This window comes from Pseudomonas sp. NFPP04 (assembly GCF_900113815.1).
In the GTDB taxonomy this organism is placed as follows: Bacteria; Pseudomonadota; Gammaproteobacteria; order Pseudomonadales; family Pseudomonadaceae; genus Aquipseudomonas; species Aquipseudomonas extremorientalis.
The window spans coordinates 114,073-138,555 of sequence record NZ_FOQS01000010.1 but is presented as its reverse complement, the minus strand read 5'-3'; the positions used below and the strand labels follow the sequence as shown (position 1 = coordinate 138,555).

Genomic DNA, 24,483 nt, shown 5'->3' with positions numbered 1-24,483 from the left:
ACGCCTATCGCGCCGGCGGGTTCTCGCCCAGCGGCACCACCGCCATGGTCAGGCGCGACACGCAATTGGCCTTGCCATCGTCGCTGGTCAGGCGAATGTCCCACACCTGGGTGGTGCGGCCGATATGGATCGCCTTGGCCACCGCCGTCACCCGCCCACTGCGCACACCGCGCAGGTGGTTGGCGTTGATCTCCAGGCCCACGCAGTAGAACTTGCTCGCGTCGATGCAAAGATAGGCGGCCATGGAGCCGACGCTTTCGGCCAGGACCACCGATGCGCCGCCGTGCAACAAGCCGTAAGGCTGATGGGTGCGATGGTCGACCACCATGCTGGCGGTCAGCGATTCGTCATCGAAGCGTTCAAAACGGATATCCAGCAATTCACCGATGGTGTTCTTCTGGATCGCATTGAGTTGGTCAATATTCGGTTGAGTGCGCCACAGGCTCATACGGTTGTCCTTGTTGGTTTTATGATGGCCCTAATCCTGCCACAGAACAGTTTCGGAACGCTCGCTCCACGTCTGGAAATGTTCACCGTAGGTCGATTCGATCACATTGCGTTTGATCTTGAGCGTCGGGGTCAGAAAGCCGTTTTCCACCGCCCAGTTGTCTTTCACCACCACCAACTGTCGCAGGCGTTCATGTTTATCCAATGCTTGATTGACCTGCTCCAGCCAGCGTTCAAGGCTGCTGCGCAGCACATGCGGTTCTTCGCTCATTGCCGACAACACGCAAAGCCCCATCGGCGCGGTCAGGCCATCGCCCACCACGCACACCTGTTCGATGCGCGCATGTTCGGCCAGGCGGTTCTCAATCGGTGCCGGGGCCACGTACTTGCCTTTGCTGGTCTTGAAGATCTCCTTGAGGCGCCCGGTCAAGCGCAGCCGACCGTCGGCAGCCTGCTCGCCCTTGTCGCCGGTGCGCAGGAAGCCGTCGGCGGTGATGGTCTCAGCGGTTTTGTGCGGGTCCTTGTAGTAGCCGAGCATGGTCGCACCGCTGCGCACTTGCACTTCGCCCGCAGGATCGATGCGCACCTCGACACCAGGGCACGGCAGGCCGATCCAGCCGATGGACTGTTGCCCGGGGCGACACACATGGGAGTAGCCGCAGCTCTCGGTCATGCCGTACACCTCCAGTACGTCCAGGCCCAGGCGCTGATACCAGCGCAGCAGCGCCTCGGGCACCGGCGCCGCCCCGGACAGTGCGATGCGCAACGCATCCAGGCCCAGCCCGGCGAGCACCTTGTGGCCCACGCGCTTGCCGATGAAGGGTAGACGCAGCAGGGTGTCCAGGCGTTTTTCCGGGATTTTGGCGTAGACGCCCATCTGGAATTTGGTCCAGATACGCGGTACGCCAAACAGGGCGGTCGGACGTGCCCTGCGCAGGTCGGTCAGAAACGTCTCCAGGCTTTCGGCAAAAAACACTGTCTGCCCGGTGTAGATCGCCGCCATTTCCACAAACATGCGCTCGGCCACATGGCACAGCGGCAGGTAGGACAGCAGGCGGTCGCCCTCCCCCAACCCGAATAATTCGGTGCCACGGGTGGCGGCAAACCCCAGCGCGCCGAAGCTGTGCATCACGCCTTTGGGTAGGCCGGTGGTGCCAGAGGTGTAGATGATGGTGGCCAAGTCCCAGTCCGCAGGCGCCGGGTCATCCTGGATCGGCGAACAGGCTTGCAGGTCGGCCCAGCTGAAATCGAACGCGCCGGCTGGGCACAGCGGCAAGCTGATGGTCGGGACATTGGACGGCACGCCGGGCGCCATAGCGGGCCAGTCGTCGAGCTTGCCGATGAACGCCAGCGCCGCCTCGGAATGGGCGAGCACATGGGCCACGGAGTCGGCAGTGAGGTTGGGGTACAGCGGCACCGAGACATGCCCGGCCATCCAGATCGCCAGGTCGGCAATGATCCAGTGCGCACAGTTTTTCGAAATCAGGGCAATGTGCGAGCCTGGGGGCAGCTCGCGGGCGCGCAGCCAGTGCGCGGCACACCGGGCCTGTTGGCCGACATCGCCCCAGGTGAGGCGCTGCACCTCACCGCCGCCCACGGGCTGCACCAGAAAGGTCTGGCGCGGGTGCCGCGCTTCACGTTCGAAGAACACCTGCAACGGCAATCGAAATGCGACGGGCATGGGACGCGCTCCTTTGTGGTCCGACGATAGCCAACCAAGCACTTGCTTGGCTGACTATATAGCACACACAAAGCCGCGATAACGCCTACGGATTCTTCACGCTGACCAGGCTCATCAGCCCCGCCAGCGGGAAATCCCCTTCCAGTTCCGCCAGGCTGGCGGTGTGCATGGGCTGCGGCTGGCGCTGATGACCATGCTGCAGAAAGCTGATCAGGCTGCCCACCAGGGGCTGATGGCTGACCAGCAGCACATTGTCGTCGGTGTCGAGCTTTTCCAGCACCTGCAACGGGCTGCCATCGGGGGTCAGCCACGGCACCGTGCGAATCTGCGCCTCGAAGCCCAGCGCATCACGCACCAGATGCGCGGTCTGCTGTGCCCGCACATAGGGGCTGGCGATGATCGCGCTGAGGGGCTGGCCGATCAGGTGCGCGGCACTGCGCAACACTTCGCCACGGCCATGCTCGGTGAGGTTGCGTTCGGCATCGGTGCGCGCATGCCCTTCGGCCTCGCCGTGGCGCAGTATCCACAACTTCATAGTTTCGGCTCTTCATCACGCACCGGGTGCGGCGCCGGCGGCACGCTGTGGGCAGCTTCGCCCTCGGGTGCGCGCGGGGTCGGCCAGTCGGCGAACGGCCACGGTTTTTGCTCGGTATGGAAGCTGCCGAAACGACCGATCTGCGCCAGGAACTGGCTGAGGCTGTCGCCGAAGTTCATCAGGCCCAGGTTCGGGGCGCCGTAGACCAGGCGGTAGATCAGTTGCACCACCACCAGCGCGCCGAGCAGGAACTGCGCCACTTGCCAAACCAGGGCAAACACCAGCATCCACAGGATGCGCAGGGCAATGGATTCGTACTTGGGGGCTGCTTGCGGATCGTTCATGACGCGTTCCTCAGTTGAAACCACTGGTGGAAATAAAGTCGACATCGGTCTTGGGCTCGGCGCGCATCAGCAACTCGATGACCTGGTTCAAGGTGCGCCCTTCAAACAGGATCGCGTGCAGCCCGGCGACCAACGGCATATACACGCCGACTTCCTGGGCCTTGGCCTTGAGCACCTTGAGGGTATTGACGCCCTCGGCCACTTCGCCCAGGCGCGTGACAGCGTCTTCCAGGCTCAGGCCCTGGCCGAGGGCGAACCCGACCTGATAGTTGCGGCTTTTCGGCGAGGAGCAAGTGACGATCAGGTCGCCCACGCCCGCCAGGCCGAGGAAGGTCATCGGGTTGGCCCCCTGGTTGACCGCAAAGCGGGTCATCTCGGCCAGGGCGCGGGTAATCAACATGCTTTTGGTGTTCTCACCCATGCCCAGCGCCACGGCCATGCCGGCGATGATCGCGTAGACGTTTTTCAGCGCACCGCCCAGCTCGACGCCAAAGCGGTCGCTGCTGGCGTAGACCCGGAAGGTACGGCCGTGCAATACAGCCTGGACCCGTTCGCACAGCTCTTCGTCTTCACTGGCGACTACGGTGGCGGTCAGCGCGTGCTCGGCGACCTCCCGCGCCAGGTTCGGCCCGGATAACACGCCAATGCGCGCCTGGGGCGCGATCTCTTCGAGAATTTCGCTCATCAGCTTGAAGGTCTGCGCCTCGATGCCCTTGGTCAGGCTGACCAGCAGCTTGCCCGCCAGGCGTTCGGCGTGCGGTGCCAGCACCGAGCGCAAGGCGCTGGACGGCAGCGCGACGAAGCACAGGTCGCAGGCCATGAGGGTGTCCAGCAGGTCGGTAACCGGCTCGACCGCCGGATGAATCTTGATGCCTTTGAGGTAACGCGGATTTTCCCGGTGCACCCGAATGGCCTCGGCCTGTTCGGGATCGCGCATCCACTGGCGCACAGCGTGACCGTTCTCGGCCAGCAGGTTAGCCACGGCGGTACCAAAACTTCCGCCTCCCAGGACCGCGATAGGGCGCTGTTCAGTCATATGCAATCCGTTAATCCATACCAGTGGCGATGGCGGCATTATACGGGCCGACCCGTCGGCGGCCAGCCCCCGTATCAATTCGTGCGCTTGTCGGAAAATGCCACACTTACATGAAGTAATTGCAAGTCCGGCGACTGGCAAATGGCCCCACCTCAGTTAACATGGGCGGCTATCCGTAATTATCAAGGCCGTGCCGTGTATTTGGGCCCTCCTCCCCGTTCATCTCTGTGGTTGATGCTGCTGTGCAGTGCGCCTGTCATGGCCGACGACCTGTTCCTCGACAGCCAGCCGCTGCCCCAGGTATTGACCGCCACGCGTCTCAAGCAATCGGCCGCCGCCGTGCCCGGCAGCATGACCGTGATCGACAGCGAGTTGATCAAGGCCAGCGGCGCGCGGGATATCAGCGAGTTGCTGCGCCTGGTGCCGGGGATGATGGTCGGCTACACCTCCGGCAACCAAGCGGCGGTGAACTACCACGGCACCAGCGCCAGCGATGCGCGGCGCATGCAGGTGCTGATCGACGGCCGCTCGGTGTACCGCGCCGGCCTGGCCACCGTGGATTGGAGCGACATTCCAGTAGCGATGGAAGATATCGAGCGCATCGAAGTCTTCCGCGGCCCCAACACCGTCAGCTACGGCGCCAATGCCTTGATGGCGGTGGTCAACATTCTCACGCGCTCGCCGGCTAACAGCCACGGCACACGGGTCAAAGTGGTGCGTGGCGAGCGTGGCATCAATGACTTCTATGCCAGCCAGGGCATCGGCTGGGAAACCGGCGATTTGCGCCTGTCGCTGTCCGGCCAGCAGGACGATGGGTTCGACAGCGACGCCGCTGGCGCCGACCGCCGCGACGGGCGTCGTCTCAATCGCTTCAGCCTGGCGGTGAGCCAGACGTTGAACGCGCAGCAGAGCATCGACTGGCAACTGGATGCGAAGGAAGGCACCAACCAACGTCCGTATACCTACAGCCCGGTATTCGCCGGGATTACCGAAGGTGGCAACAACTCCGACGTCACGGCCAAGGACTACGCCGGCTCGCTGCGCTGGAATTTCGATTTCAACCCTGAACACAGCCTCTATATCCAGGGCTCGGCCCAGCAGTGGGACCGCCGGCAAATCTGGAAGGCCTGCGACGCCAAGGTGTCGTTCAGCCCGGAATTGACCCAGCTGTGGCAGATGAACCCCAACTACGCCGAGCTGCTGGCCCGCCACATGGACACCTACAGCCAGGGCAGCGCACCGCCGGGTAGCGCTGCCGAGCAAGCGCTGGCCAACCAGGTGTTGCAGCAGTGGCGCGACGGTGCCAGTCAAAGCGTGTGCGGCGACATCGACCAGAGCACCCGCGAAAGTCGCTATGACTTGGAAATCCAGGACACCCTCAGCCTGTCCGACAGCCTGCGCCTGGTCAGCGGCATGAACTACCGCTACGACCGCGCCGACTCCGATACCTACTTCAATGGCACCCTGGACGACACCACCTGGCGCCTGTTCGGCCAGTTGGAATGGCGCGCCAGCGAACATTGGCTGCTGCAAGGCGGCGCCATGTATGAAGACACGCACCTGAGCGGCAATTCGCTGACGCCACGGGTGGCGGTCAACTACCTGATCAACCCGCGCCATGGCTTGCGCGCGGTGTACTCCGAAGCCATCCGCTCCCCGGACATGTTCGAGAACAACGTCAACTGGAGTTATCGCGTCACCAACCTCAGCTCCCCGGCCTACGGTCAGACCACCGGGCAATACTTCGTAAAGACGCGGGGGCCGGGCAACCTCGATAAAGAGATGATGAAGTCGCGGGAACTGGGGTACAACGGCTTCTTTGCCGACATCGGGCTGAACATGGACGTGAAACTGTTCTACGACGAAATTACCGACATGATCAGTTCGCCGCTGCGCAATAACCAGTACATTGCCAGCAACGCCAACAGCGCACGCTTCACCGGTGCCGAAACCCAGTTCGACTGGCGCGTGAGCAACGCCGACCGCTTGCGGCTGACCTATGCTTATGTCGATGCCAGCGCCAGCAACCCGCTGGACAAGGCACAGACCGCACGCAACAGTGGCTCTGCCGGTTGGTTGCGTGAATGGGGCCAAGGCTGGTCCAGCGCGCTGTTCTACTACGGCGATGACGCACTCAACCAATATCGCTTCGAACGGGTCGACCTGCGGGTGGCCAAGCGCATTGCCCTGGGCAAAGCCAACGTGGAGCTGGCCGGCATGCTGCAAGAACGCCTGGATCACCAGCCCACCACCTGGGCCGATAACAATTATGACCATCGCCACGTGCTCTACTTCAGCGCAGAGTTAGAGTTCTGACATGGGCGACTCGTCACGGATGACCTGCTTTTTTATCCACACGCTCTGGCGACGCATTGTGCTGTTCGCTTGCCTGCTGTCTGCCGCGCCGGCCTGGAGTGCCGAGATCCTGCTGACCGCTGCCGAAGACAGCGCCGGCGTCCAGGCCTTCGCCCAGGCCCTGGCCCAGCAACGCCCCGAAGACCACATCACCTTCACCCCGCTCAAAAACCTGCCAGCCCCTGGTCGACTGCCGGCCAACACACGTCTGATCCTGCTCGACCTGCCCAGCCTCGACTGGCGCCTGCAGGAGACCCAAGGCCCGCCGACCCTGGTGCTGCGTATCAGTCGGTTGCAGGCCCATCAACGCCTGGGCACCACACCTCACCCGCACATCAGCCTGCTGTGGAGCGACCCACCGCTGGAACGCCAACTGCGCCTGATCGCCGCCATCCTGCCCCAGGCGCGGCGCATCGGCGTGCTCTACGGCGCCGACAGTGAGTTCCTGCTGCCCGAACTGCGCCAGCACGCCACACCCCTCGGCCTGGAAATCGTGCCACAGCTCTGGGACAACATTAATGACAGCCGCCCCCTGCAAAACCTGTTCAGGAACAGTGACGTGCTGCTCGGCCTGGATGACCCGCAGTTGTACAACTCGAAAACCGCGAAGAACCTGTTGCTGAGCAGCTATGCCCAGCAATTGCCGCTGGTGGGCCCGAATGCAGGCTTTGTGCGGGCCGGCAGCCTGGCCAGCACCTACAGCGACCAGACCGACTGGCTGGCCGTGCTTGACCGTTTGCTAGACCACCCGCCGGCCAACTGGCCGCGCTCGCTGTACCCGGAACACTTCAAAGTCGTGGGCAACCCGCAAGTCGCGCGCTCACTGGGGATCGAACAGGTGGACGAAGCCGGCGTCGCGATCCGCCTGGCCGAAGGAGAAAAACGCCCATGACCTTGCGCCGTCGTTGGGACATCAACACCCGCACCCAGCTCATCACCCTGGGCCCGGCGCTGTTGCTGACGTTGCTGCTGATCAGCTTTTTCACCTTCGTGCGGATCCAGGACTTGCGCCAGGAACTGGACCACACCGGCCAGTTGATCGCCAACCAACTGGCGCCCGCCACCGAGTACGGGGTGATCTCCGGAAACAACGAAGTGCTCGACAGCCTGCTGCGCGCCACGCTCGCTACGCCCCATGTGCGGTTCCTGGAGATCCAGGACAGCAGCGAGAACATCCTGGTGTATGTCGAGCAGCCGTCGGAAAAACACGACCGCTCGTTGTCCGTCAAAGTGTTCCAGGCACCGATTCGCCTGCAACACATCCAGTTGGGCAATGATTTTTTCCAGGACAACCTCAACGAACCCAAGGCACCGCGGGCCGACTACCTGGGCCGGGTGATCGTCGGCATGTCCAACGACGCATTCAGCCAGCGCCAGCAGGAAATCCTGTTCAAGGCCGGCATCCTGGCGCTGTTCGCCCTGCTGTTTACCTTCCTGCTCGCGCGGCGCCTGGCCGCCAGCCTGTCTCAGCCGATCAGCGCCATGGGCCACGCGGTAAAAGCCATCCAACAAGGTGACTACAAGACGCCGCTGCCGATCGTGGACGACTCGGAACTGGGCGACCTGTCGCGACACATCAATAACCTGGCCGAAGGCCTCAACCAGGCCAGCCGCGAACAGCAGCAGGCCATGGCCCAGTTGATCCAGACCCGCGAAGAGGCAGAGCGCGCCAACAACGCCAAGTCGGATTTCCTGGCGATGATGAGCCATGAGCTGCGCACGCCCATGAACGGCGTGCTGGGCATGTTGCAGTTGCTGGAAACCACCGAGATGACCGAGGAGCAGACCGAGTACGCGGCGCTGGCCTCCGAGTCCACCGAGCATTTGCTCAAGGTCATCAACGACATCCTCGACTTCTCGCGCATCGAACGCGCTGCCCTGGAACTGGAGCATATTCCGTTCAACCTGGCGGACCTGATCAACAGCTGCGCCCAGGCGTTCCAGCACAGCGCCCAGCAGCGCGGGCTGGCGTTGAAACTGTCGATACCACCGGGGTTGGACGCCTTGCGCGTGCAGGGCGACCCGACGCGAATCCGCCAGATCCTGGTGAACCTGATCGGCAACGCGCTGAAGTTCACCGAGCAGGGCAGCGTCAGCGTCGAACCCCATTGGCAGACCCTTGACCATGAACTGGTGTGGTTCACCTGCACCGTGCGCGACAGTGGCATCGGGATTTGCGCCGAACGCCTGGAGTTGATGTTCGACGCGTTCCAGCAGGCCGACAGTTCCATTTCAAGACGTTACGGTGGCACCGGCCTCGGCCTGCCCATCGCCCGTACCCTGGCCGAACGCATGGGCGGCACCCTGCGCGCGCAAAGTGAAGAAGGCCGCGGCTCGGTATTTACCCTGGAAATTCCCCTGGCCATCGACCAGCAGAGCGTGCCGGCCATCGCGCAAGGCGCCGACGGCAAAGCCAACGCCGGCGATGGCCGCCATGTATTGCTGGTGGAGGACAACCCGGTCAACCGCACCGTGGTCGAAGCCATGTTGCGCAGCCTGGGCTTTGAAGTGAGCCTGGCCACCGACGGTGCCGAGGCGATCCGCAGTGCCGAGAGCCTGATTTTCACCGCGATCCTGATGGATTGCCGGCTGCCGCTGATCGACGGCTACGAGGCCACCCGCAGGATCCGTCAACTGCCGGGCTGCGCCGACCTGCCGATCATCGCCCTGACTGCCAACGCGTTGCAGGGCGACCGTGAAGCCTGCCTGGCAGCCGGAATGAACGATTACCTGGCCAAGCCGTTCAAACGTACGGATTTGCAGCAAATCCTGCAGCGCTGGGTGCAATAGCGCCGCGCCATCAGCCAACTCCGACTGGCGTGAAAGACGAAAGTGCGGCAGTCTTAGGCACCCGAACGGGCCCATAAACGGGCCCGGTTTAAAATTTCAGTGAACAAGTGTACATTCAGTACCTTGCCGCTGTGACTTTCACTACAACGCAATAGTCTACGTGTAGGCTGCCGACATGAGGCATGAACGCTTCATTCGGTTCGGGAAGATTTGCCCTACCCTGCCGCATGGGATTATTGAGGAGCTCGCATGACCAAACAAAACGCCTTTACTCGGGAAGATCTGCTGCGCTGCAGTCGCGGTGAGCTGTTCGGCCCAGGTAACGCGCAACTGCCCGCCCCGAACATGCTGATGGTGGATCGCATCACCCATATCAGCGAAGAGGGTGGCAAGTACGGCAAAGGTGAATTGGTCGCCGAGCTGGATATCACCCCGGACCTGTGGTTCTTCGCCTGCCATTTCGAAGGCGACCCTGTGATGCCGGGCTGCCTGGGCCTTGACGCCATGTGGCAGCTGGTCGGTTTCTTCCTGGGCTGGCAAGGCCTGCCGGGCCGCGGTCGCGCCCTGGGTTCGGGCGAAGTGAAGTTCTTTGGCCAGGTCCTGCCGACCGCCAGGAAAGTCACCTACAACATTCAGATCAAGCGCGTCCTCAAGGGCAAGCTGAACCTGGCCATCGCCGATGGTTCGGTGAGCGTCGACGGTCGCGAGATCTATACTGCCGAAGGCCTTCGGGTCGGCGTATTCACTTCCACTGACAACTTTTAAGGGTTATCCGCATGCGCCGCGTCGTTATCACTGGTCTGGGCATTGTTTCTTGCCTGGGCAATGACAAAGAGACCGTCACCGCTAACCTGCGTGCAAGTCGCCCTGGCATCCGCTTCAACCCGGAATATGCCGAAATGGGTCTGCGTAGCCAGGTTTCCGGCTCCATCGACCTGCCCCTCGAAGAACTGATCGATCGCAAGATCTATCGCTTCGTCGGCCACGCTGCCGCCTACGCCTACCTGGCGATGAAAGACGCGATCGCCGACTCCGGCCTGAGCGACGACCAGGTATCGAACGTACGCACCGGCCTGATCGCCGGCTCCGGCGGCGCATCGACCCTCAACCAGATGGAAGCGCTGGACATCCTGCGCGAAAAAGGCGTCAAGCGCGTTGGCCCGTACCGTGTCACACGGACCATGGGCAGCACCGTTTCGGCCTGTCTGGCCACGCCGTTCCAGATCAAGGGCGTGAACTACTCGATCTCCTCCGCGTGCGCCACCAGCGCTCACTGCATCGGGACTGCCGTTGAGCAGATCCAGCTGGGCAAGCAGGACATCGTGTTCGCCGGCGGCGGTGAAGAAGAACATTGGAGCCAGTCGTTCCTGTTCGACGCCATGGGTGCACTGTCCACCCAGTACAACGAAACCCCGGAAAAGGCCTCCCGCGCCTACGACGCCAAGCGTGACGGTTTCGTCATCGCCGGCGGTGGCGGCATGGTGGTGGTCGAGGAGCTGGAACACGCCCTGGCCCGTGGCGCCAAGATCTACGCGGAAATCGTCGGCTACGGCGCGACCTCCGACGGTTACGACATGGTTGCCCCAAGCGGTGAAGGCGCCATCCGTTGCATGCAGATGGCCATGTCCACCGTGGACACCCCAATCGACTACCTGAACACCCACGGCACCTCGACTCCGGTCGGCGATGCCAAGGAAATGGAAGGCGTGCGTGCGGTATTCGGCGACAAGGCCCCGGCCATCAGCTCTACCAAGAGCCTGTCCGGTCACTCCCTGGGCGCCGCCGGCGTTCACGAAGCGATCTACTGCCTGCTGATGATGGAAGGCAACTTCATGGCCGGCTCAGCCAACATCGACGAGATTGATCCGGTCGTGGCGGATATGCCAATCCTGACCAAGACTGTCGAGAATGCAAAAATCGACACCGTGATGAGCAACAGCTTCGGCTTCGGTGGCACCAACGCCACCCTGGTGCTGAAACGCTGGCAGGGTCAGTAAGACCTGTAGCTTGACCGCATGAAAAAGCCCCGACTGGTTCGGGGCTTTTTGCTTTCAGAGCCATAGGTTTCAAGCTATAGCCGCAAGAGAAGAGCACTCGAACCACTTGCAGCTCGTCGCTCAAGGCTTGCAACTGCCTGTGCCCTATACCGAAGCAAGAGCAAAACGCGATATCAATCAGCGGCACCATCGCGAGTCGACTCAGGCAGGATCGCCAGGAAGTTATCGCGGGCCACTTTGCGGGCGACCCCTTCGGAGAGTGCATCGAGGAACGGGTCGAAGCTGCGCATTTGCTTACCCAACTTGTTGAAGCGCCCTACGACGTCCGAGCCGAGCATAAAGCGCTCGGGAAAGCGCTCCACCAGTTTTACCCACTCGGGGCGAGGCTGGCCTGCATCATCCAGCAAGTAGGGCGTGAGCACGCTCCAGGACAGATCGATGTAAAGGTTGGGGTACGCCTCCAGCATACGGCTCAAGGTGGGCAGCAAAAAGTCCATCTGTACCTGGTGACGATGGATCTCCTTGCTGGTGCCAGCATGGGCCCAGATAAAACGGGTGTGCGGGTGGTTGCGCAGGGGTTCTTCGACCTCAGCCAGGTACAGCGGGTTGCGCTCGCGCTTGGAGGTGATGTTGGAGTGCAGCATCACCGGCAAGTCATTTTCCGCCGCTAGGTGATAGATGCGGGTCATGGCTTCGTTATTGGCCCGTGGTGTGTCACCAGCAGTGATGGCCGTGAGGTCGTCATGTCGGGTAAAAACCTCGCCGATGCCCTGCCACAGTCCTGGATTGAGATCGAGCATACGTTGGATATGGGCGGCCGAGTTCTTGTCGTTGGGGTTGAAGCCGGACAGGAACGGATGAAAGTGCTGGCGCTGCCCAGGGGCCAGCTTGTTGACCGCTGCGGCCACGATCACATCGGTGGCGCTGTACCAATAGGCATCCGCGTCGTCGCCGGCGTAGTAGCGCGGTCGCTTGGGTTCGTCCTCGTGCCATTTCTTCGCAACGGGAATACCAGAAATCATCACGTGATCGATGCGATTGTCGGCCATCGCCTTGAGCAGCTTGTCCATGCCCGCCGTTTCCTGGAAGAAGTCCACGTAATGCAGGTGCGCATCGCTGTAGGCATAGTCGCGGGCCTGCGCGGCCAGGCTGCCGGCGGCGAACAACAGGGCAAGAGTCAGGCGAGTCCAGGGCACGGTAACACCTCGATAGGGGCTGATACGGGTAGACCCTGAACGCCTTGCCGGGGTTCATCCGGCAAAAACAAGGAACACCGAAGTGCCAGCATGCTCTATAACTGCATGACCTTCATCCTGCCACCCTGTGAGGTTTGCCATGCCTGTTACCGTAAACACCCTGAACCAGGACAACTTTCGCCATAGCCTCAATATCGACAACCACGAGTTGTTCACCGACCTGCCCAAAAGCCTGGGCGGTGACGATTCGGCGCCCTCCCCCCATGACTACTTCGACGCCGCCCTCGCCTCGTGCAAAGCCCTGACGGTGAAGCTCTACGCCCAGAAAAAAGACATCCCGCTCACCGGCGTGACCGTGGAAGTCAGCCACGACGCCACCGAAGAACAAAAGGGCAAATACAGACTCAACGTCAAGCTCACGCTCAAGGGCGTGCTCACTGACGAACAACGCGATGAGCTGCATCGCGTAGCGGATCGCTGCCCGGTGCACAAGCTGATGACTACCGCCGAGATCAGCATCGACACCAAGCTGTCGGAAGGCGCCTTCAGCCAATAGCGGCAACCTCCCGTCGAGCGGGTTATGCTCAGCAGCATCCAACCCGCTCAGACTGGGACGCACCATGACCACCCTCACCGTGATCCGCCCTAGCCCCGAAGATGTCGAAGGGCAACCGATCCTGCGCCCGCTGCCGTCGCGCGAATGCCGCAGCGTCGGGCCTTTTGTGTTTTTCGACCATATGCTGCTGACCCGCTATGCACCGGGCGATGGCATGAATATCCGCCAACACCCGCATATCGGGCTGTCCACCCTCACCTATCTGTTCGAAGGCGCGTTGCAGCACAAGGACAGCCTGGGCTCGGACCAGGTGGTGCAGGCCGGCGACGTCAGCTGGATGACCGCCGGCAGTGCCATCGCTCATGTCGAACGCACACCCGAAGCCCTCAGGGCCGAGGGTTTCAGCCTGCACGGGCTGCAAGTGTGGCTGGCCTCGCCCAAAGACCACGAGACCGGGCCGGGACATTACAGCCATCACCCGGCGGCGAGTCTGCCGGTGAGTGAGAACCTGGGCGTGCAGATACGCCTGATCGCAGGGGATGGGTTCTGTCTCAAGTCACCGGTGCCGGTGCTGTCGCCCACCCTGTATGCCGAGGTGCGGATGCAGACGGCTACGACCCTGCTGGTGCCTGAAGAGCATGAAGAACGTGCGGTGTATGTATTGGAGGGTGAAGCTCAGTTGGACGGCGTGGCGCTGGAAGTGCACAGCCTGGTGGTATTGCCGGCGGGGCAGGAGATGACGTTGTTTGCGGACAGTGATTGCCACTTGGTGGTGTTTGGTGGCGCGCCGCTGGATGGGCCACGGCGGATCAATTGGAATTTTGTCGCGAGTGATCCGGCGGTGATTGAACAGGCCAGGCAGCGCTGGGCAGCCGGGGATTGGCCGACGGTGCCGGGTGAGTCTGAAAGAATTGAGTTGCCATTGAGATAGCCATCGGGGGCAAGCCCCCTCCCACATTTGATCAGTGATTGCATCCAAGTATGGGAGGGGGCTTGCCCCCGATTAGGCCCGGACAGGCGCTGAAAAATCAGCCCTTGAACACTTCATCCAGCAAGTTATGCATCGACTGGAACGCCCGCTTGGCGGTCTTGGCGTCGTACATCATCTTGCCCGGCACATTGGCATGGGGGTCGGTGAAGGAATGCACCGCGCCGCCATAGCTCAGCAGTTGCCAATCCACGCCGGCTGCGTTCATTTCATCTTCGAACGCCGGCAGTTGTTCCTTCGGCACCAGCGGGTCGCAAGCGCCGTGCAGCACCAGCACTGAGCCCTTGATGTTCTTTGCGTCCGCCGGGTTTGGCGTGTCGAGGGTGCCGTGGAACGAGATGGCCGCCTTGACCGGCGCACCGGTACGCGCCAGCTCCAGGGAGCAGCAACCACCGAAGCAGAAACCAAAGGTCGCCAGTTTCGACGTATCGACAACGGCCTCGGTCTGTCCCTGCAACTGCTCGAAGGCCGCCTGCATACGCTTGTTCAACAACGCACGGTCGTTCTTCAGCGGCATCATCGCTGCGCCGGCTTCATCGCCATTCGACGGGCGTACGGTCTGCCCGTACAGGTCGGCAATCAGCACCACGTAGCCCTTGCCGGCCACGCTTTTGGCGATCTCTTCGGCACCCGCACTCACCCCCATCCAATTCGGAGCCATCAACAGCCCCGGCAGCGGGCCTTTATGATTGGCGTCGAACGCAAGGCGGCTTTCGTAGGACTGGCCATCAATCTGATAGACCACGGAACGTACAGTGACTTGGCTCATCATTTACTCCAGTTGAGGTGCGTTAGAACGAAAAAACCCGCCGAAGCGGGTTTTTCTACATCAGGATCAAACCGACAGTTCAACCAACAGCTTGTTCAGGCGGCGCACATAGGCAGCCGGGTCTTTCAAGCTGTCGCCAGCGGCCAGGGCCGCCTGGTCGAACAGGATGTGCGACAGGTCGCCAAAACGCTCTTCGCTCTGCTCGCCATCGAGTTTCTCGATCAGCGGATGAGCCGGGTTGAATTCGAAGATCGGCTTGGAATCCGGAACCTTCTGCCCGCTGGCTTCGAGGATCTGGCGCATCTGCATGCCCAGGTCCTGCTCGCCGATGGCCAGGATCGCCGGGGAATCGGTCAGGCGGTGCGAGACACGCACTTCGCTGACGGCATCGCCCAAGGATGCCTTGATGCGCTCGACCAGGCCCTCTTTGGACTTGGCGACTTCTTCGGCTTCTTTCTTCTCTTCCTCGGAGTCCAGGCTACCCAGGTCCAGGTTACCACGGGCCACGTCGACAAAGGCCTTGCCGTCGAACTCGTTGAGGTAGCTCATCAGCCACTCATCGATACGGTCGGTCAGCAGCAGCACTTCGATGCCTTTCTTGCGGAAGACTTCCAGGTGCGGGCTGTTCTTGACCTGGGCGTAGGTTTCGCCAGTGAGGTAGTAGATCTTGTCCTGACCTTCCTTGGCGCGCGCCAGGTACTCGGCCAGGGACACAACCTGCTCGCCGTCGTCGCCCTGGGTGGAAGCAAAACGCAGCAGGCCGGCGATTTTTTCCTTGTTGGCAAAGTCTTCCGCCGGGCCTTCTTTCATGACCTGGCCGAAGTTTTTCCAGAAGCCCTTGTATTGCTCAGGCTCGTTCTTCGCCAGTTTTTCCAGCATGTCGAGCACGCGCTTGGTCAGCGCCGACTTCATCGAGTCGATGATCGGGTCTTTCTGCAGGATTTCCCGCGACACGTTCAGCGACAGGTCGTTGGAATCGACCACACCCTTGATGAAGCGCAGGTACAGCGGCAGGAACGATTCCGCCTGGTCCATCACGAACACACGCTGCACGTAGAGTTTCAGGCCTCTTGGCGCTTCACGCTGGTACAGGTCGAACGGAGCACGGGCCGGCACGTACAGCAGCGAGCTGTATTCCAGATTGCCTTCGACCTTGTTGTGGCTCCAGCTCAGCGGGTTTTCGTAGTCGTGACCGATGTGCTTGTAGAACTCCTGGTATTCCTCGTCCTTGATCTCGGTACGCGGACGGGTCCACAGCGCGCTGGCACGGTTGACCACTTCCCATTCCTGGGCAGGGACCTCTTCGCCTTCAGCAGCCGCTTGTTCTTTCGGCAATTCGATCGGCAGAGCGATATGGTCGGAGTACTTCTTGACGATATTGCGCAGTCGCCAGCCATCGGCGAATTCGTCTTCACCGGATTTCAGGTGCAACACGATACGGGTGCCACGGTCAGCCTTGTCGACGGTAGCGATTTCAAATTCGCCCTCGCCTTTGGAGGACCAGTGCACACCTTCGCTGGCGTCGAGGCCGGCACGGCGGCTGAATACTTCAACCTTGTCGGCAACGATGAAGGCCGAGTAGAAGCCCACGCCGAATTGGCCGATCAGGTGCGAATCTTTCTTCTGATCGCCCGAGAGGTTCTTCATGAAATCGGCGGTGCCAGATTTGGCGATGGTGCCCAGGTGGGCGACCGCATCGTCACGGCTCATGCCGATACCGTTGTCTTCGATCGTGACGGTCTTGGCGTCCTTGTCGAAGCTCACACGAATTTTCAGTTCGGCGCCACCTTCCAGCAACTCAGGCTTGGACAGGGCTTCGAAACGTAATTTGTCGACAGCGTCAGAGGCGTTCGAGATCAATTCGCGAAGGAAGATTTCCTTGTTGGAATACAGCGAATGGATCATGAGGTGCAGCAGTTGCTTCACCTCGGTCTGGAAGCCCAGGGTTTCCTTTTGAGTTTCCACACTCATGGTCATCAAACTCCAATTGGATGGCAATGGCCGCGCCCTAGAGGGTTGGCGGCGGGTTGTCATCAAAGTTGGGGGCTAAGAGCAGGATTTCAAGGGTGGCCTGGTTCCTCGATCTTGAAATGCGCGCGAGCCGTGGCAATGGGCTCGGCCGCGGTGCTCTGCCAGGCGGTGATCGCCACGTTCGCCACCCGTCGGCCCTGGCGCCATACCTGGCATTTGGCGTAGGTGTCACGAAATTGCCCGGCGCGCAGGTAGTCCAGAGAAAAATCGATGATTTTCGGAATGCCCGGCGCGCCCGTGAACACCAGCAGGTGCAGCGCCGCCGACAGTTCCATGAAACCCGCGATCACCCCGCCGTGCAGCGCCGGCAATATGGGGTTACCAATATTGTCCTTGTTGGCCGGCAGGCGAAACAGCAGCTCATCCCCCAGCCGGGTGCATTCGATGCCGATCAGCCTGGCGTAGGGGATCAGGTTGAGCAGCGCTGCGTAATCGCCGCGCCCGTGGGCCTGTTCCAGGCGGGTCTTGAATCGGTGCGTCATGCCTGCTCTCCCTTGATCGTGCTGCCCAGTCCTTGCGTGCCCTTGAGACGCTTGCCCATGCGCATGAATGTACCAACCACATGAGCGATGGGTTGCTGGGGATCATCCTGGTAGGCGAAGCCACGGGTGAAGATCACGTCGGTGGTCACCCTGTAGCATTGGGCGAAGCCGTACACCGGTTTGTGTGGGGTAGCGGGATGCATGTAGTCGACGCGCAGGTCGAGGGTCGGACAAACCTCGAATTCCGGCAACACACACAGGGTGGCCATGCCACAGGCGGTGTCCATCAGGGAAGTGAGCGCACCGCCGTGGATCACCCCCGATTGGGGATCACCGACCAGATGGGGCGCATAAGGCATGATCAGCGTGATGCCCTCCTCGCTGGCCTGATGAGCGGTAATGCCCAGCACCTGACAGTGGCGCAAGGCCGATACAAAGCGCTTCGCACGCTCTAACAGGGGATTTTCGGTCATTCGTTCCAGACTCTTATTAGTGTTGATCCGCAGAATGGGCGGCAGGGTAAAAGTTCCGGTTAGTCTGCGATTTATATATCTACCAAATAAAAGGAACTAATGCCGAAGCGCCATGCTCGAAAGGCCAGTAGATATCTTCAATAAGGAGAAACACCCATGCGCAAGACTTTAGCTATTTCCATGATGCTGGCCGCTGCCCTCGGTCTGGCTGCCTGCGACAAGAAATCCGAAGACAAAGCCCAAGACGCTGCTGCCCATTCTGAGCAAGCTCAGAAAGATATGGCCAAGGCTCAGGATAAAGTGAACGACGCTGCGAAAGAAAACGCCGAAGCTGCCAAAGCTCAGGCTGAATCGAACCAGGCCGCCGCAAAAGAAGCAGCACCTGCTACCGGTTCTTGAGACCGCGGCGTGTAACAGCTTCGCTGCAAAAAGAAAGCCCGCTTAGATAGCGGGCTTTACTTTGCCTGGTGTTTTTACTTGAAGGGTTGATCAAACTGCTTCTTTAACCGGTTCCGACGGCGGTGTATCCGTCTGGGTAAACACCATCACTTGCAGCACGTCGGAATGAAACTCCCGCCGATACAGCACCAACACCACCCCCGCGCTCATCAACATGAATAGCCAGGGGCTGACAAACCACGCCAGCATGGTCATGCCGAAGTAATAAGAGCGCAGGCCAAAGTTGAACTGGTTGGCCGCCATGGAGATGACTCGCGCCGCACGCAGAGCAAATGCCTTGCGCTCCTGCTCCGACACCTCCCGCTCGCCGATCATCGGCGCCGAGCCGACCAGTACCGCCGCGAAGTTGTACTGACGCATGCACCAACTGAACGTAAAGAACGCATAGACGAACACCAGCGCCAGGCACAGCAGCTTGATCTGCGACATGCCTTGGGACGCTTGTTGCACCATCGGTATGTCCGCCAGCAACGACACCGCCCGCTCTGAAGCACCCAACACCGTGAGAATGCCGGCGAGGATGATCAACGTGCTGGAGGCGAAGAACGAAGCATTGCGCTCCAGGTTGCCGATCACACTGGCGTCGGCGATGCGGTTGTCGCGCAGCAGCATGCGGCGCATCCAGTCTTCGCGGTACAGGTGCAGCACGCTGGCGAGGCAGGCCGTGTCGCGGGCCTTCCAAATGGCGTATCGGGTATAGCCACCCCAGCAAAGGGCGAACCATAGGGCGGCAAGCAGGTGGATCTGATTGGTTTCGATGAACGACATGCGGGTCCTTTGCAGAATGAGGGCTGAAAAGCATTTGCGTCAGTTCGACGTTAGCGCACATAAAAAGACACTGCCGTTCACCCATAAAAAATGCCCCGTATCGATTGATACGGGGCATTTCAGTACAGCGAGAAACGTGGGTTATGCGATAGCTTCGCTGCGCTTGCCGAGCATGCGATCGACCCCGAACGCCACGACCAGTGTCATCACTGACGGCACCAGCCACGCCAGGCCCTGCTCGCTCAATGGCAGGTTGGCCAATTGCGAAGGCATCCAGCCCGCCAGGCCAGCGCCCTTGAGCGCATCGATGCAGCCAAAGATGAACGACACCAGCATTACCGGGCCAACGATACGGCCCTGCTCCTGCCAGAAGTCTTTGCAGAAACTCAGCGCCACCAGCACGATGCACGGCGGATAGATCGCGGTCAGCACCGGGATCGAGAAGGCAATCAGCTTGGTCAGGCCCAGGTTCGAGACGAACAACGAGAACAGCGCCAGGATCACCACCAGGGTCTTGTAGGACAGCGGCAGGATCTTGCTGAAGTACTCGGCGCAGGCACAGGTCAGGCCTACCGCGGTCACCAGGCACGCCAGGGAGATCAGCACGGCCAGGAAGCCACTGCCCAGGGAGCCGAAGGTGTGTTGCACATAGGCGTGCAGCACCGCAGCACCGTTAGTGGCACCGGCAGCCACTGCATGGCTGCCCGAACCCAGGCGGAACAGGCTGAAGTACACCAGGGCCAGGCCCACGCCGGCAATCAAGCCCGCAATGATGGCGTAACGGGTAATCAGCTTGGGCGACTCGACGCCACGGGAGCGGATGGCATTGACGATCACGATGCCAAACACCAGGGCACCCAGGGTATCCATGGTCAGGTAACCCTGGATAAAGCCTTGGGAAAACGGTGCGGCGACATATTCCGGGGTAGCGACGCCCACATCACCGGCCGGCAAGGCAAACGCGGCGATGCCGAGAATGGCCAGGGCGATGATCTTCAGCGGCGCCAGGAAACGCCCCACGGTGTCCAGCAGCCGACCGGGGTACAGGGAGACAAAGAACACCACGAGGAAGTACACCGAGCTATAGAGGAACAGCGCCAGCGGGCTTTCACCGGTCAGCGGCGCCAGGCCTACTTCGAAGGACACGGTCGCGGTACGCGGGGTGGCGAACAGCGGCCCTACCGCCAGATACGCCGCCGCCGCGAGCAGGCCACCGGCGATCTTGCCGATCGGGCTGCTCAACGCGTCCATGCCACCACCGACCTTGGCCAGGGCGATCACGGTGACCACCGGCAAGCCGACTGCGGTGATCAGGAAGCCCAGCGCTGCCATCCAGACGTGAGGCCCCGACTGCAGTCCAACGATAGGCGGGAAGATGATGTTGCCGGCGCCCACGAACAGGGCAAAGGTCATAAAGCCCAACGCCAGGATGTCCTGGCTTTTCAACACTTTCATTTCGGGAAATACCACACTACTGAATCGGAATTTAGAGAGGGATTCCCTGTGGATGAGGGAAATACTGCCGGCCCTTATGGCGGCCGACCGGTCTAGCGCGAGGCTTCCTTTTGGGAGGCGCACGCATAACGAGGCAGCCAGGGTACAGAAATTGGCTGACGAACGCACTGTTGCGGGGCGGACTGTCCGATAAGCGACATCTGCATGTCGCATTTTCATACCTAATTTGGCAATACAGGCAAATGTGGGAGGGGGCTTGCCTCCGATGGCGGCGTGTCAGTCACTGTATTTATTGACGGACCCACTGCAATCGGGGGCAAGCCCCCTCCCACATTTTGATCTTTATTAAACCCCGGAAAGCACAAAGGCCACCCGAAGGTGGCCTTTGTGTGGTGAAGCGTCAGCTAAGCGCGAGGCTTACTTGACAGCCCAACCGGTCAGCTCGGCCAGGGCCTTGCCGATGTCTGCCAGCGAACGCACGGTTTTTACACCGGCGTCTTGCAGCGCAGCGAATTTCTCGTCTGCAGTGCCTTTGCCGCCAGAGATGATTGCGCCAGCATGGCCCATGCGCTTGCCCGCAGGGGCAGTCACACCAGCGATGTAGGAAACAACCGGCTTGGTCACGTGTGCCTTGATGTAGGCAGCCGCTTCTTCTTCAGCCGAACCGCCGATCTCACCGATCATCACGATCGCTTCGGTCTTCGGGTCTTCCTGGAACAGCTTCAGGATGTCGATGAAGTTGGAGCCCGGGATCGGGTCACCGCCGATGCCGACGCAAGTCGACTGACCGAAACCGGCGTCAGTGGTCTGCTTCACAGCTTCGTAGGTCAGGGTGCCGGAACGGGAAACGATACCGACCTTGCCTGGCAAGTGAATGTGACCTGGCATGATGCCGATCTTGCATTCGCCTGGAGTGATCACGCCTGGGCAGTTAGGGCCGATCAGGACTACGCCCAGCTCGTCGCACTTAACTTTAGCGTCCAGCATGTCCAGGGTAGGAATGCCTTCGGTGATGCAGACGATCAGCTTGATGCCGCCGAATGCCGCTTCCAGGATGGAGTCCTTGCAGAAAGGTGCTGGAACGTAGATCACGCTGGCGGTGGCGCCAGTGGCCGCTACAGCGTCTTTCACGGTGTTGAACACTGGCAGGCCCAGGTGCTCGGTGCCGCCTTTGCCCGGAGTTACGCCGCCAACCATCTTGGTGCCGTATTCGATGGCTTGCTGGGTGTGGAAACTACCTTGCGAACCGGTAATACCCTGGCAGATAACTTTGGTGTCTTTATTGATCAGGACGCTCATTATTTGCCCTCCGCAGCTTTGACAACTTGTTGAGCAGCGTCGGTCAGGCTGGTAGCCGCGATGATGTTCAAACCGCTTTCTGCCAGTACTTTAGCGCCCAGTTCAGCGTTGTTACCTTCAAGGCGAACAACAACCGGGATTTTAACGCCGACTTCTTTCACTGCACCGATGATGCCTTCGGCAATCATGTCGCAACGAACGATGCCGCCGAAGATGTTGACCAGTACTGCTGCGACGTTGGAGTCGGACAGGATGATCTTGAAGGCTTCGGTCACGCGTTCTTTGGTAGCACCACCGCCCACGTCGAGGAAGTTGGCTGGTTTGCCGCCATGCAGGTTGACGATGTCCATGGTACCCATGGCCAGGCCGGCACCGTTGACCATGCAGCCGATGTTGCCTTCCAGGGCTACGTAGTTCAGTTCGAACTTGGCAGCGTGCGCTTCGCGCGGATCGTCTTGCGACGGATCGTGGAAAGTCTTCAGCTTAGGCTGACGGTACATGGCGTTGGCGTCGATGTTGATCTTGGCGTCCAGGCAGTGCAGATCGCCGTCAGCCTTGATCACCAGCGGGTTCACTTCCAGCAGGGCCAGATCGTGATCCTGGAACAGTTTGGCCAGACCAACGAAGATCTTGGCGAACTGGGCAACTTGCTTGCCTTCCAGGCCCAGCTGGAAAGCCAGCTCGCGACCCTGGAATGGCTGAGCGCCAACCAGTGGGTCGATGGTGGCTTTCAGAATTTTTTCTGGGGTTTCGTGAGCGATCTTCTCGATGTCCACGCCACCTTCGGTGGAAGCCATGAACACGATGCGACGGCTCGAACGGTCAACGACAGCGCCCAGGTACAGCTCTTTAGCGATATCAGTGCACGATTCAACCAGGATCTTGGTGACTGGCTGGCCATTGGCATCAGTCTGGTAAGTCACCAGACGCTTGCCCAGCCACTGCTGTGCGAAGGCCTTGGCGTCTTCTTTGCTGCGAACCAGCTTAACGCCGCCCGCTTTACCGCGACCACCGGCGTGGACCTGGGCTTTGACAACCCACTCGCTGCCGCCGATTTTGTCGCAAGCTTCTGCTGCTGCTTCCGGGGTGTCTACTGCGTAGCCCTTGGAAACTGGCAGGCCGTATTCAGCGAACAGCTGCTTACCCTGATACTCGTGAAGATTCATGCTTTTTACCGTCTTCGTTAGGTACTGCGCATTCGGCGCTGCGCTCATTATGAGTGCCGCGCCACCTGTGACTGCTGCTTGCGCAACTTGCGGGGCTCAAGGCCCGTAAAGCTGCGCAAGGCTGCGTCCAGCGGATATTCCGCGGTGAGTCTTGCGCGCAAGGCTCACGACGGGCAACTCCGCCGTGGTTTCTTATTATCTCGCTTAGCGCTTCTTGCGGTTGGCGATGTGGATGGCGCCGCCATTCACTGCCAACGCTGCTTCGTGCAACGCTTCGGACAGGGTCGGATGGGAGAAGACCATCATGCCCAGGTCCTCGGCACTGGTGCCGAATTCCATACCGATCGCGCCCTGCTGAACCAGTTCTGCAGCGCTCGGGCCAATCACGTGGACGCCCAATACGCGGTCAGTCTTGGCATCAGCGATGACTTTGACAAAACCACCGGTGTCGTTGGCTGCCATGGCACGGCCAGAAGCGGCAAACGGGAAGGTGCCGACGTTAACTTCAACGCCTTCAGCTTTCAACTGCTGTTCGTTCTTGCCGACCCATGCAATTTCCGGGTGGGTGTAGATAACCGATGGGATCAGGTCGTAGTTCATCTGGGTTTTGTGACCCTTGATGCGCTCGACAACCATGATGCCTTCTTCGGAAGCCTTGTGCGCCAGCATCATGCCGCGAACCACGTCGCCGATGGCGTAGACGCCCGGCACGGTGGTCGCGCAGTGATCGTCAACATGGATGAAACCACGCTCGTCGATGTTCACGCCACTGTCGGCAGCCAGCAGGTCGGTGGTCACTGGACGGCGACCCACGGCTACGATCAGCTTGTCGAAAGTGATGGTTTTTTCGCCATCCTTGTCGGTGTAGTTGACGACAACTTCTTCGCCGTTGACTTTCGAGCCGGTGACGCGAGCGCCCAGCTTGATGTCCAGACCTTGTTTGGTCAGGGTTTTCAGCGCTTCCTTGGAAACGGCGGTGTCGGCAGCCAGCAGGAACGTGTCCAGGGCTTCCAGCACGGTCACTTCAGCACCGAGGCGGGACCACACCGAACCCAGCTCCAGGCCGATCACGCCGGCGCCGATCACGCCAAGGCGCTTAGGCACAGCCTGGAATTCCAGGGCGCCGGTCGAATCAACGATCACGTTGTTGTCGACTGGAGCAGGCGGAATGTCGATTGGACGCGAACCTGGAGCCAGGATCACGTTCTCGGCTTCGATGATTTCGGTCGAGCCGTCTGGCTTGGTGATTTCAACTTTCTTGCCAGCCAGCAGCTTGCCGTGGCCTTGCAGGGAAGTGACGCCGTTAGCCTTGAACAAGGTGGCAACGCCGGAAGTCAGGCCCTTGACGATGTTGGCTTTACGGCTGACCATCGCTGGCACGTCCATGGTCACGCCAGCATGGTTGATGCCGTGGATCGCGAAGCCATCCTGGGCTTCGTGGAATTTCCAGGAGCTGTCCAGCAGCGCCTTGGAAGGAATGCAACCGACGTTCAGGCAAGTACCGCCCAGCGCCAGTTTGCCTTCCTTGTCGGTGTATTTTTCGATGCAAGCAGTCGAGAGGCCCAGTTGTGCAGCCTTGATCGCGGCAACGTAGCCGCCAGGACCTGCACCAATCACTACGACGTCAAATTTCTGTGTCATGAAAATAGATCCTCT

General features: G+C 60.7%; 23 protein-coding genes. 8 read left to right on the top strand and 15 right to left on the bottom strand.

The genetic code is table 11. From position 1 onward, the window contains the following. Positions 1-4: 4 nt before the first annotated feature. The 5 genes from BM017_RS20825 to BM017_RS20805 form a co-directional block, all read right to left on the bottom strand. Positions 5-448, bottom strand: a complete 444-nt coding sequence (locus BM017_RS20825; RefSeq protein ID WP_092247882.1) for a hotdog fold thioesterase — start codon at positions 446-448, stop codon at positions 5-7. A gap of 30 nt (positions 449-478) precedes the next feature. Next, on the bottom strand, positions 479-2,128 hold the full coding sequence (locus BM017_RS20820) for an AMP-binding protein (protein WP_092247879.1): 1,650 nt from the start codon (positions 2,126-2,128) through the stop codon (positions 479-481). 85 nt (positions 2,129-2,213) lie between these two features. Then, the gene (sixA, locus tag BM017_RS20815) at positions 2,214-2,663 is read right to left on the bottom strand and encodes a phosphohistidine phosphatase SixA (protein WP_092247876.1); all 450 of its coding nucleotides are present in this window, start codon (positions 2,661-2,663) and stop codon (positions 2,214-2,216) included. Next, the gene (locus BM017_RS20810; protein WP_071489568.1) at positions 2,660-3,007 is read right to left on the bottom strand and encodes a DUF4389 domain-containing protein; all 348 of its coding nucleotides are present in this window, start codon (positions 3,005-3,007) and stop codon (positions 2,660-2,662) included. The genes sixA and BM017_RS20810 overlap by 4 nt, the downstream gene beginning before the upstream one ends. A gap of 10 nt (positions 3,008-3,017) precedes the next feature. After that, positions 3,018-4,043: an NAD(P)H-dependent glycerol-3-phosphate dehydrogenase gene (locus tag BM017_RS20805; RefSeq protein WP_092247873.1), complete on the bottom strand. Its 1,026-nt coding sequence runs from the start codon at positions 4,041-4,043 to the stop codon at positions 3,018-3,020. Positions 4,044-4,238: 195 nt separating this feature from the next. Between BM017_RS20805 and BM017_RS20800 the strand changes: the two genes are divergently transcribed. From BM017_RS20800 to fabB, 5 genes are all read left to right on the top strand, one after another. Further along, positions 4,239-6,359: a TonB-dependent receptor plug domain-containing protein gene (locus BM017_RS20800; protein WP_331459194.1), complete on the top strand. Its 2,121-nt coding sequence runs from the start codon at positions 4,239-4,241 to the stop codon at positions 6,357-6,359. A 1-nt stretch (position 6,360) separates the two neighbouring features. Continuing rightward, the gene (locus BM017_RS20795) at positions 6,361-7,290 is read left to right on the top strand and encodes an ABC transporter substrate-binding protein (RefSeq protein ID WP_092247867.1); all 930 of its coding nucleotides are present in this window, start codon (positions 6,361-6,363) and stop codon (positions 7,288-7,290) included. After that, positions 7,287-9,188 (top strand): ATP-binding protein, encoded by a 1,902-nt coding sequence (locus BM017_RS20790; protein WP_092247864.1) that lies wholly within the window; start codon positions 7,287-7,289, stop codon positions 9,186-9,188. The genes BM017_RS20795 and BM017_RS20790 overlap by 4 nt, the downstream gene beginning before the upstream one ends. 249 nt (positions 9,189-9,437) lie before the next feature. Then, positions 9,438-9,953: a 3-hydroxyacyl-[acyl-carrier-protein] dehydratase FabA gene (gene fabA / locus BM017_RS20785; protein WP_071489573.1), complete on the top strand. Its 516-nt coding sequence runs from the start codon at positions 9,438-9,440 to the stop codon at positions 9,951-9,953. Between the two features lie 11 nt (positions 9,954-9,964). Next, the gene (gene fabB / locus BM017_RS20780; protein ID WP_016974674.1) at positions 9,965-11,185 is read left to right on the top strand and encodes a beta-ketoacyl-ACP synthase I; all 1,221 of its coding nucleotides are present in this window, start codon (positions 9,965-9,967) and stop codon (positions 11,183-11,185) included. A 173-nt stretch (positions 11,186-11,358) separates the two neighbouring features. Here fabB and BM017_RS20775 read toward each other — a convergent pair whose 3' ends face one another. Then, positions 11,359-12,381: an amidohydrolase family protein gene (locus BM017_RS20775; protein WP_092247861.1), complete on the bottom strand. Its 1,023-nt coding sequence runs from the start codon at positions 12,379-12,381 to the stop codon at positions 11,359-11,361. Positions 12,382-12,520: 139 nt separating this feature from the next. Here BM017_RS20775 and BM017_RS20770 point away from each other — a divergent pair, with 139 nt between their 5' ends. Together BM017_RS20770 and BM017_RS20765 are read left to right on the top strand one after the other, a co-directional pair. Next, a complete protein-coding gene (locus BM017_RS20770; protein ID WP_092247858.1) occupies positions 12,521-12,937 on the top strand; it encodes an OsmC family protein in 417 nt (138 codons plus the stop codon). Between the two features lie 64 nt (positions 12,938-13,001). Beyond that, positions 13,002-13,868 (top strand): pirin family protein, encoded by an 867-nt coding sequence (locus BM017_RS20765; protein ID WP_092247856.1) that lies wholly within the window; start codon positions 13,002-13,004, stop codon positions 13,866-13,868. A gap of 97 nt (positions 13,869-13,965) precedes the next feature. On the opposite strand, the gene BM017_RS20760 is transcribed toward BM017_RS20765, so the two are convergent. The 4 genes from BM017_RS20760 to BM017_RS20745 form a co-directional block, all read right to left on the bottom strand. Continuing rightward, a complete protein-coding gene (locus BM017_RS20760) occupies positions 13,966-14,694 on the bottom strand; it encodes a dienelactone hydrolase family protein (RefSeq protein ID WP_092247853.1) in 729 nt (242 codons plus the stop codon). Positions 14,695-14,760: 66 nt separating this feature from the next. Next, positions 14,761-16,665: a molecular chaperone HtpG gene (gene htpG / locus BM017_RS20755; protein WP_092248088.1), complete on the bottom strand. Its 1,905-nt coding sequence runs from the start codon at positions 16,663-16,665 to the stop codon at positions 14,761-14,763. Between the two features lie 89 nt (positions 16,666-16,754). After that, positions 16,755-17,207, bottom strand: a complete 453-nt coding sequence (locus tag BM017_RS20750) for a PaaI family thioesterase (protein WP_092247850.1) — start codon at positions 17,205-17,207, stop codon at positions 16,755-16,757. Continuing rightward, positions 17,204-17,680 (bottom strand): PaaI family thioesterase, encoded by a 477-nt coding sequence (locus BM017_RS20745; RefSeq protein ID WP_092247847.1) that lies wholly within the window; start codon positions 17,678-17,680, stop codon positions 17,204-17,206. The genes BM017_RS20750 and BM017_RS20745 overlap by 4 nt, the downstream gene beginning before the upstream one ends. A gap of 156 nt (positions 17,681-17,836) precedes the next feature. Between BM017_RS20745 and BM017_RS20740 the strand changes: the two genes are divergently transcribed. Next, positions 17,837-18,079 carry a hypothetical protein gene (locus tag BM017_RS20740; RefSeq protein ID WP_058427885.1) on the top strand — a complete coding sequence of 81 codons (243 nt, stop codon included), beginning with the start codon at positions 17,837-17,839 and terminating at the stop codon, positions 18,077-18,079. Between the two features lie 90 nt (positions 18,080-18,169). On the opposite strand, the gene BM017_RS20735 is transcribed toward BM017_RS20740, so the two are convergent. The 5 genes from BM017_RS20735 to lpdA all read right to left on the bottom strand — a co-directional run bounded on the left by BM017_RS20735 (position 18,170) and on the right by lpdA (position 24,468). Beyond that, a complete protein-coding gene (locus BM017_RS20735; RefSeq protein WP_092247844.1) occupies positions 18,170-18,907 on the bottom strand; it encodes a DUF599 domain-containing protein in 738 nt (245 codons plus the stop codon). 141 nt (positions 18,908-19,048) lie between these two features. Beyond that, positions 19,049-20,362 carry a branched-chain amino acid transport system II carrier protein gene (gene brnQ, locus BM017_RS20730; protein WP_092247841.1) on the bottom strand — a complete coding sequence of 438 codons (1,314 nt, stop codon included), beginning with the start codon at positions 20,360-20,362 and terminating at the stop codon, positions 19,049-19,051. Positions 20,363-20,779: 417 nt separating this feature from the next. Then, on the bottom strand, positions 20,780-21,661 hold the full coding sequence (sucD, locus tag BM017_RS20725) for a succinate--CoA ligase subunit alpha (RefSeq protein ID WP_003172813.1): 882 nt from the start codon (positions 21,659-21,661) through the stop codon (positions 20,780-20,782). Continuing rightward, on the bottom strand, positions 21,661-22,827 hold the full coding sequence (gene sucC / locus BM017_RS20720) for an ADP-forming succinate--CoA ligase subunit beta (RefSeq protein ID WP_003190011.1): 1,167 nt from the start codon (positions 22,825-22,827) through the stop codon (positions 21,661-21,663). The genes sucD and sucC overlap by 1 nt, the downstream gene beginning before the upstream one ends. A 204-nt stretch (positions 22,828-23,031) precedes the next feature. Beyond that, the gene (gene lpdA / locus BM017_RS20715; RefSeq protein ID WP_092247838.1) at positions 23,032-24,468 is read right to left on the bottom strand and encodes a dihydrolipoyl dehydrogenase; all 1,437 of its coding nucleotides are present in this window, start codon (positions 24,466-24,468) and stop codon (positions 23,032-23,034) included. Between the last annotated feature and the right edge of the window lie 15 nt (positions 24,469-24,483).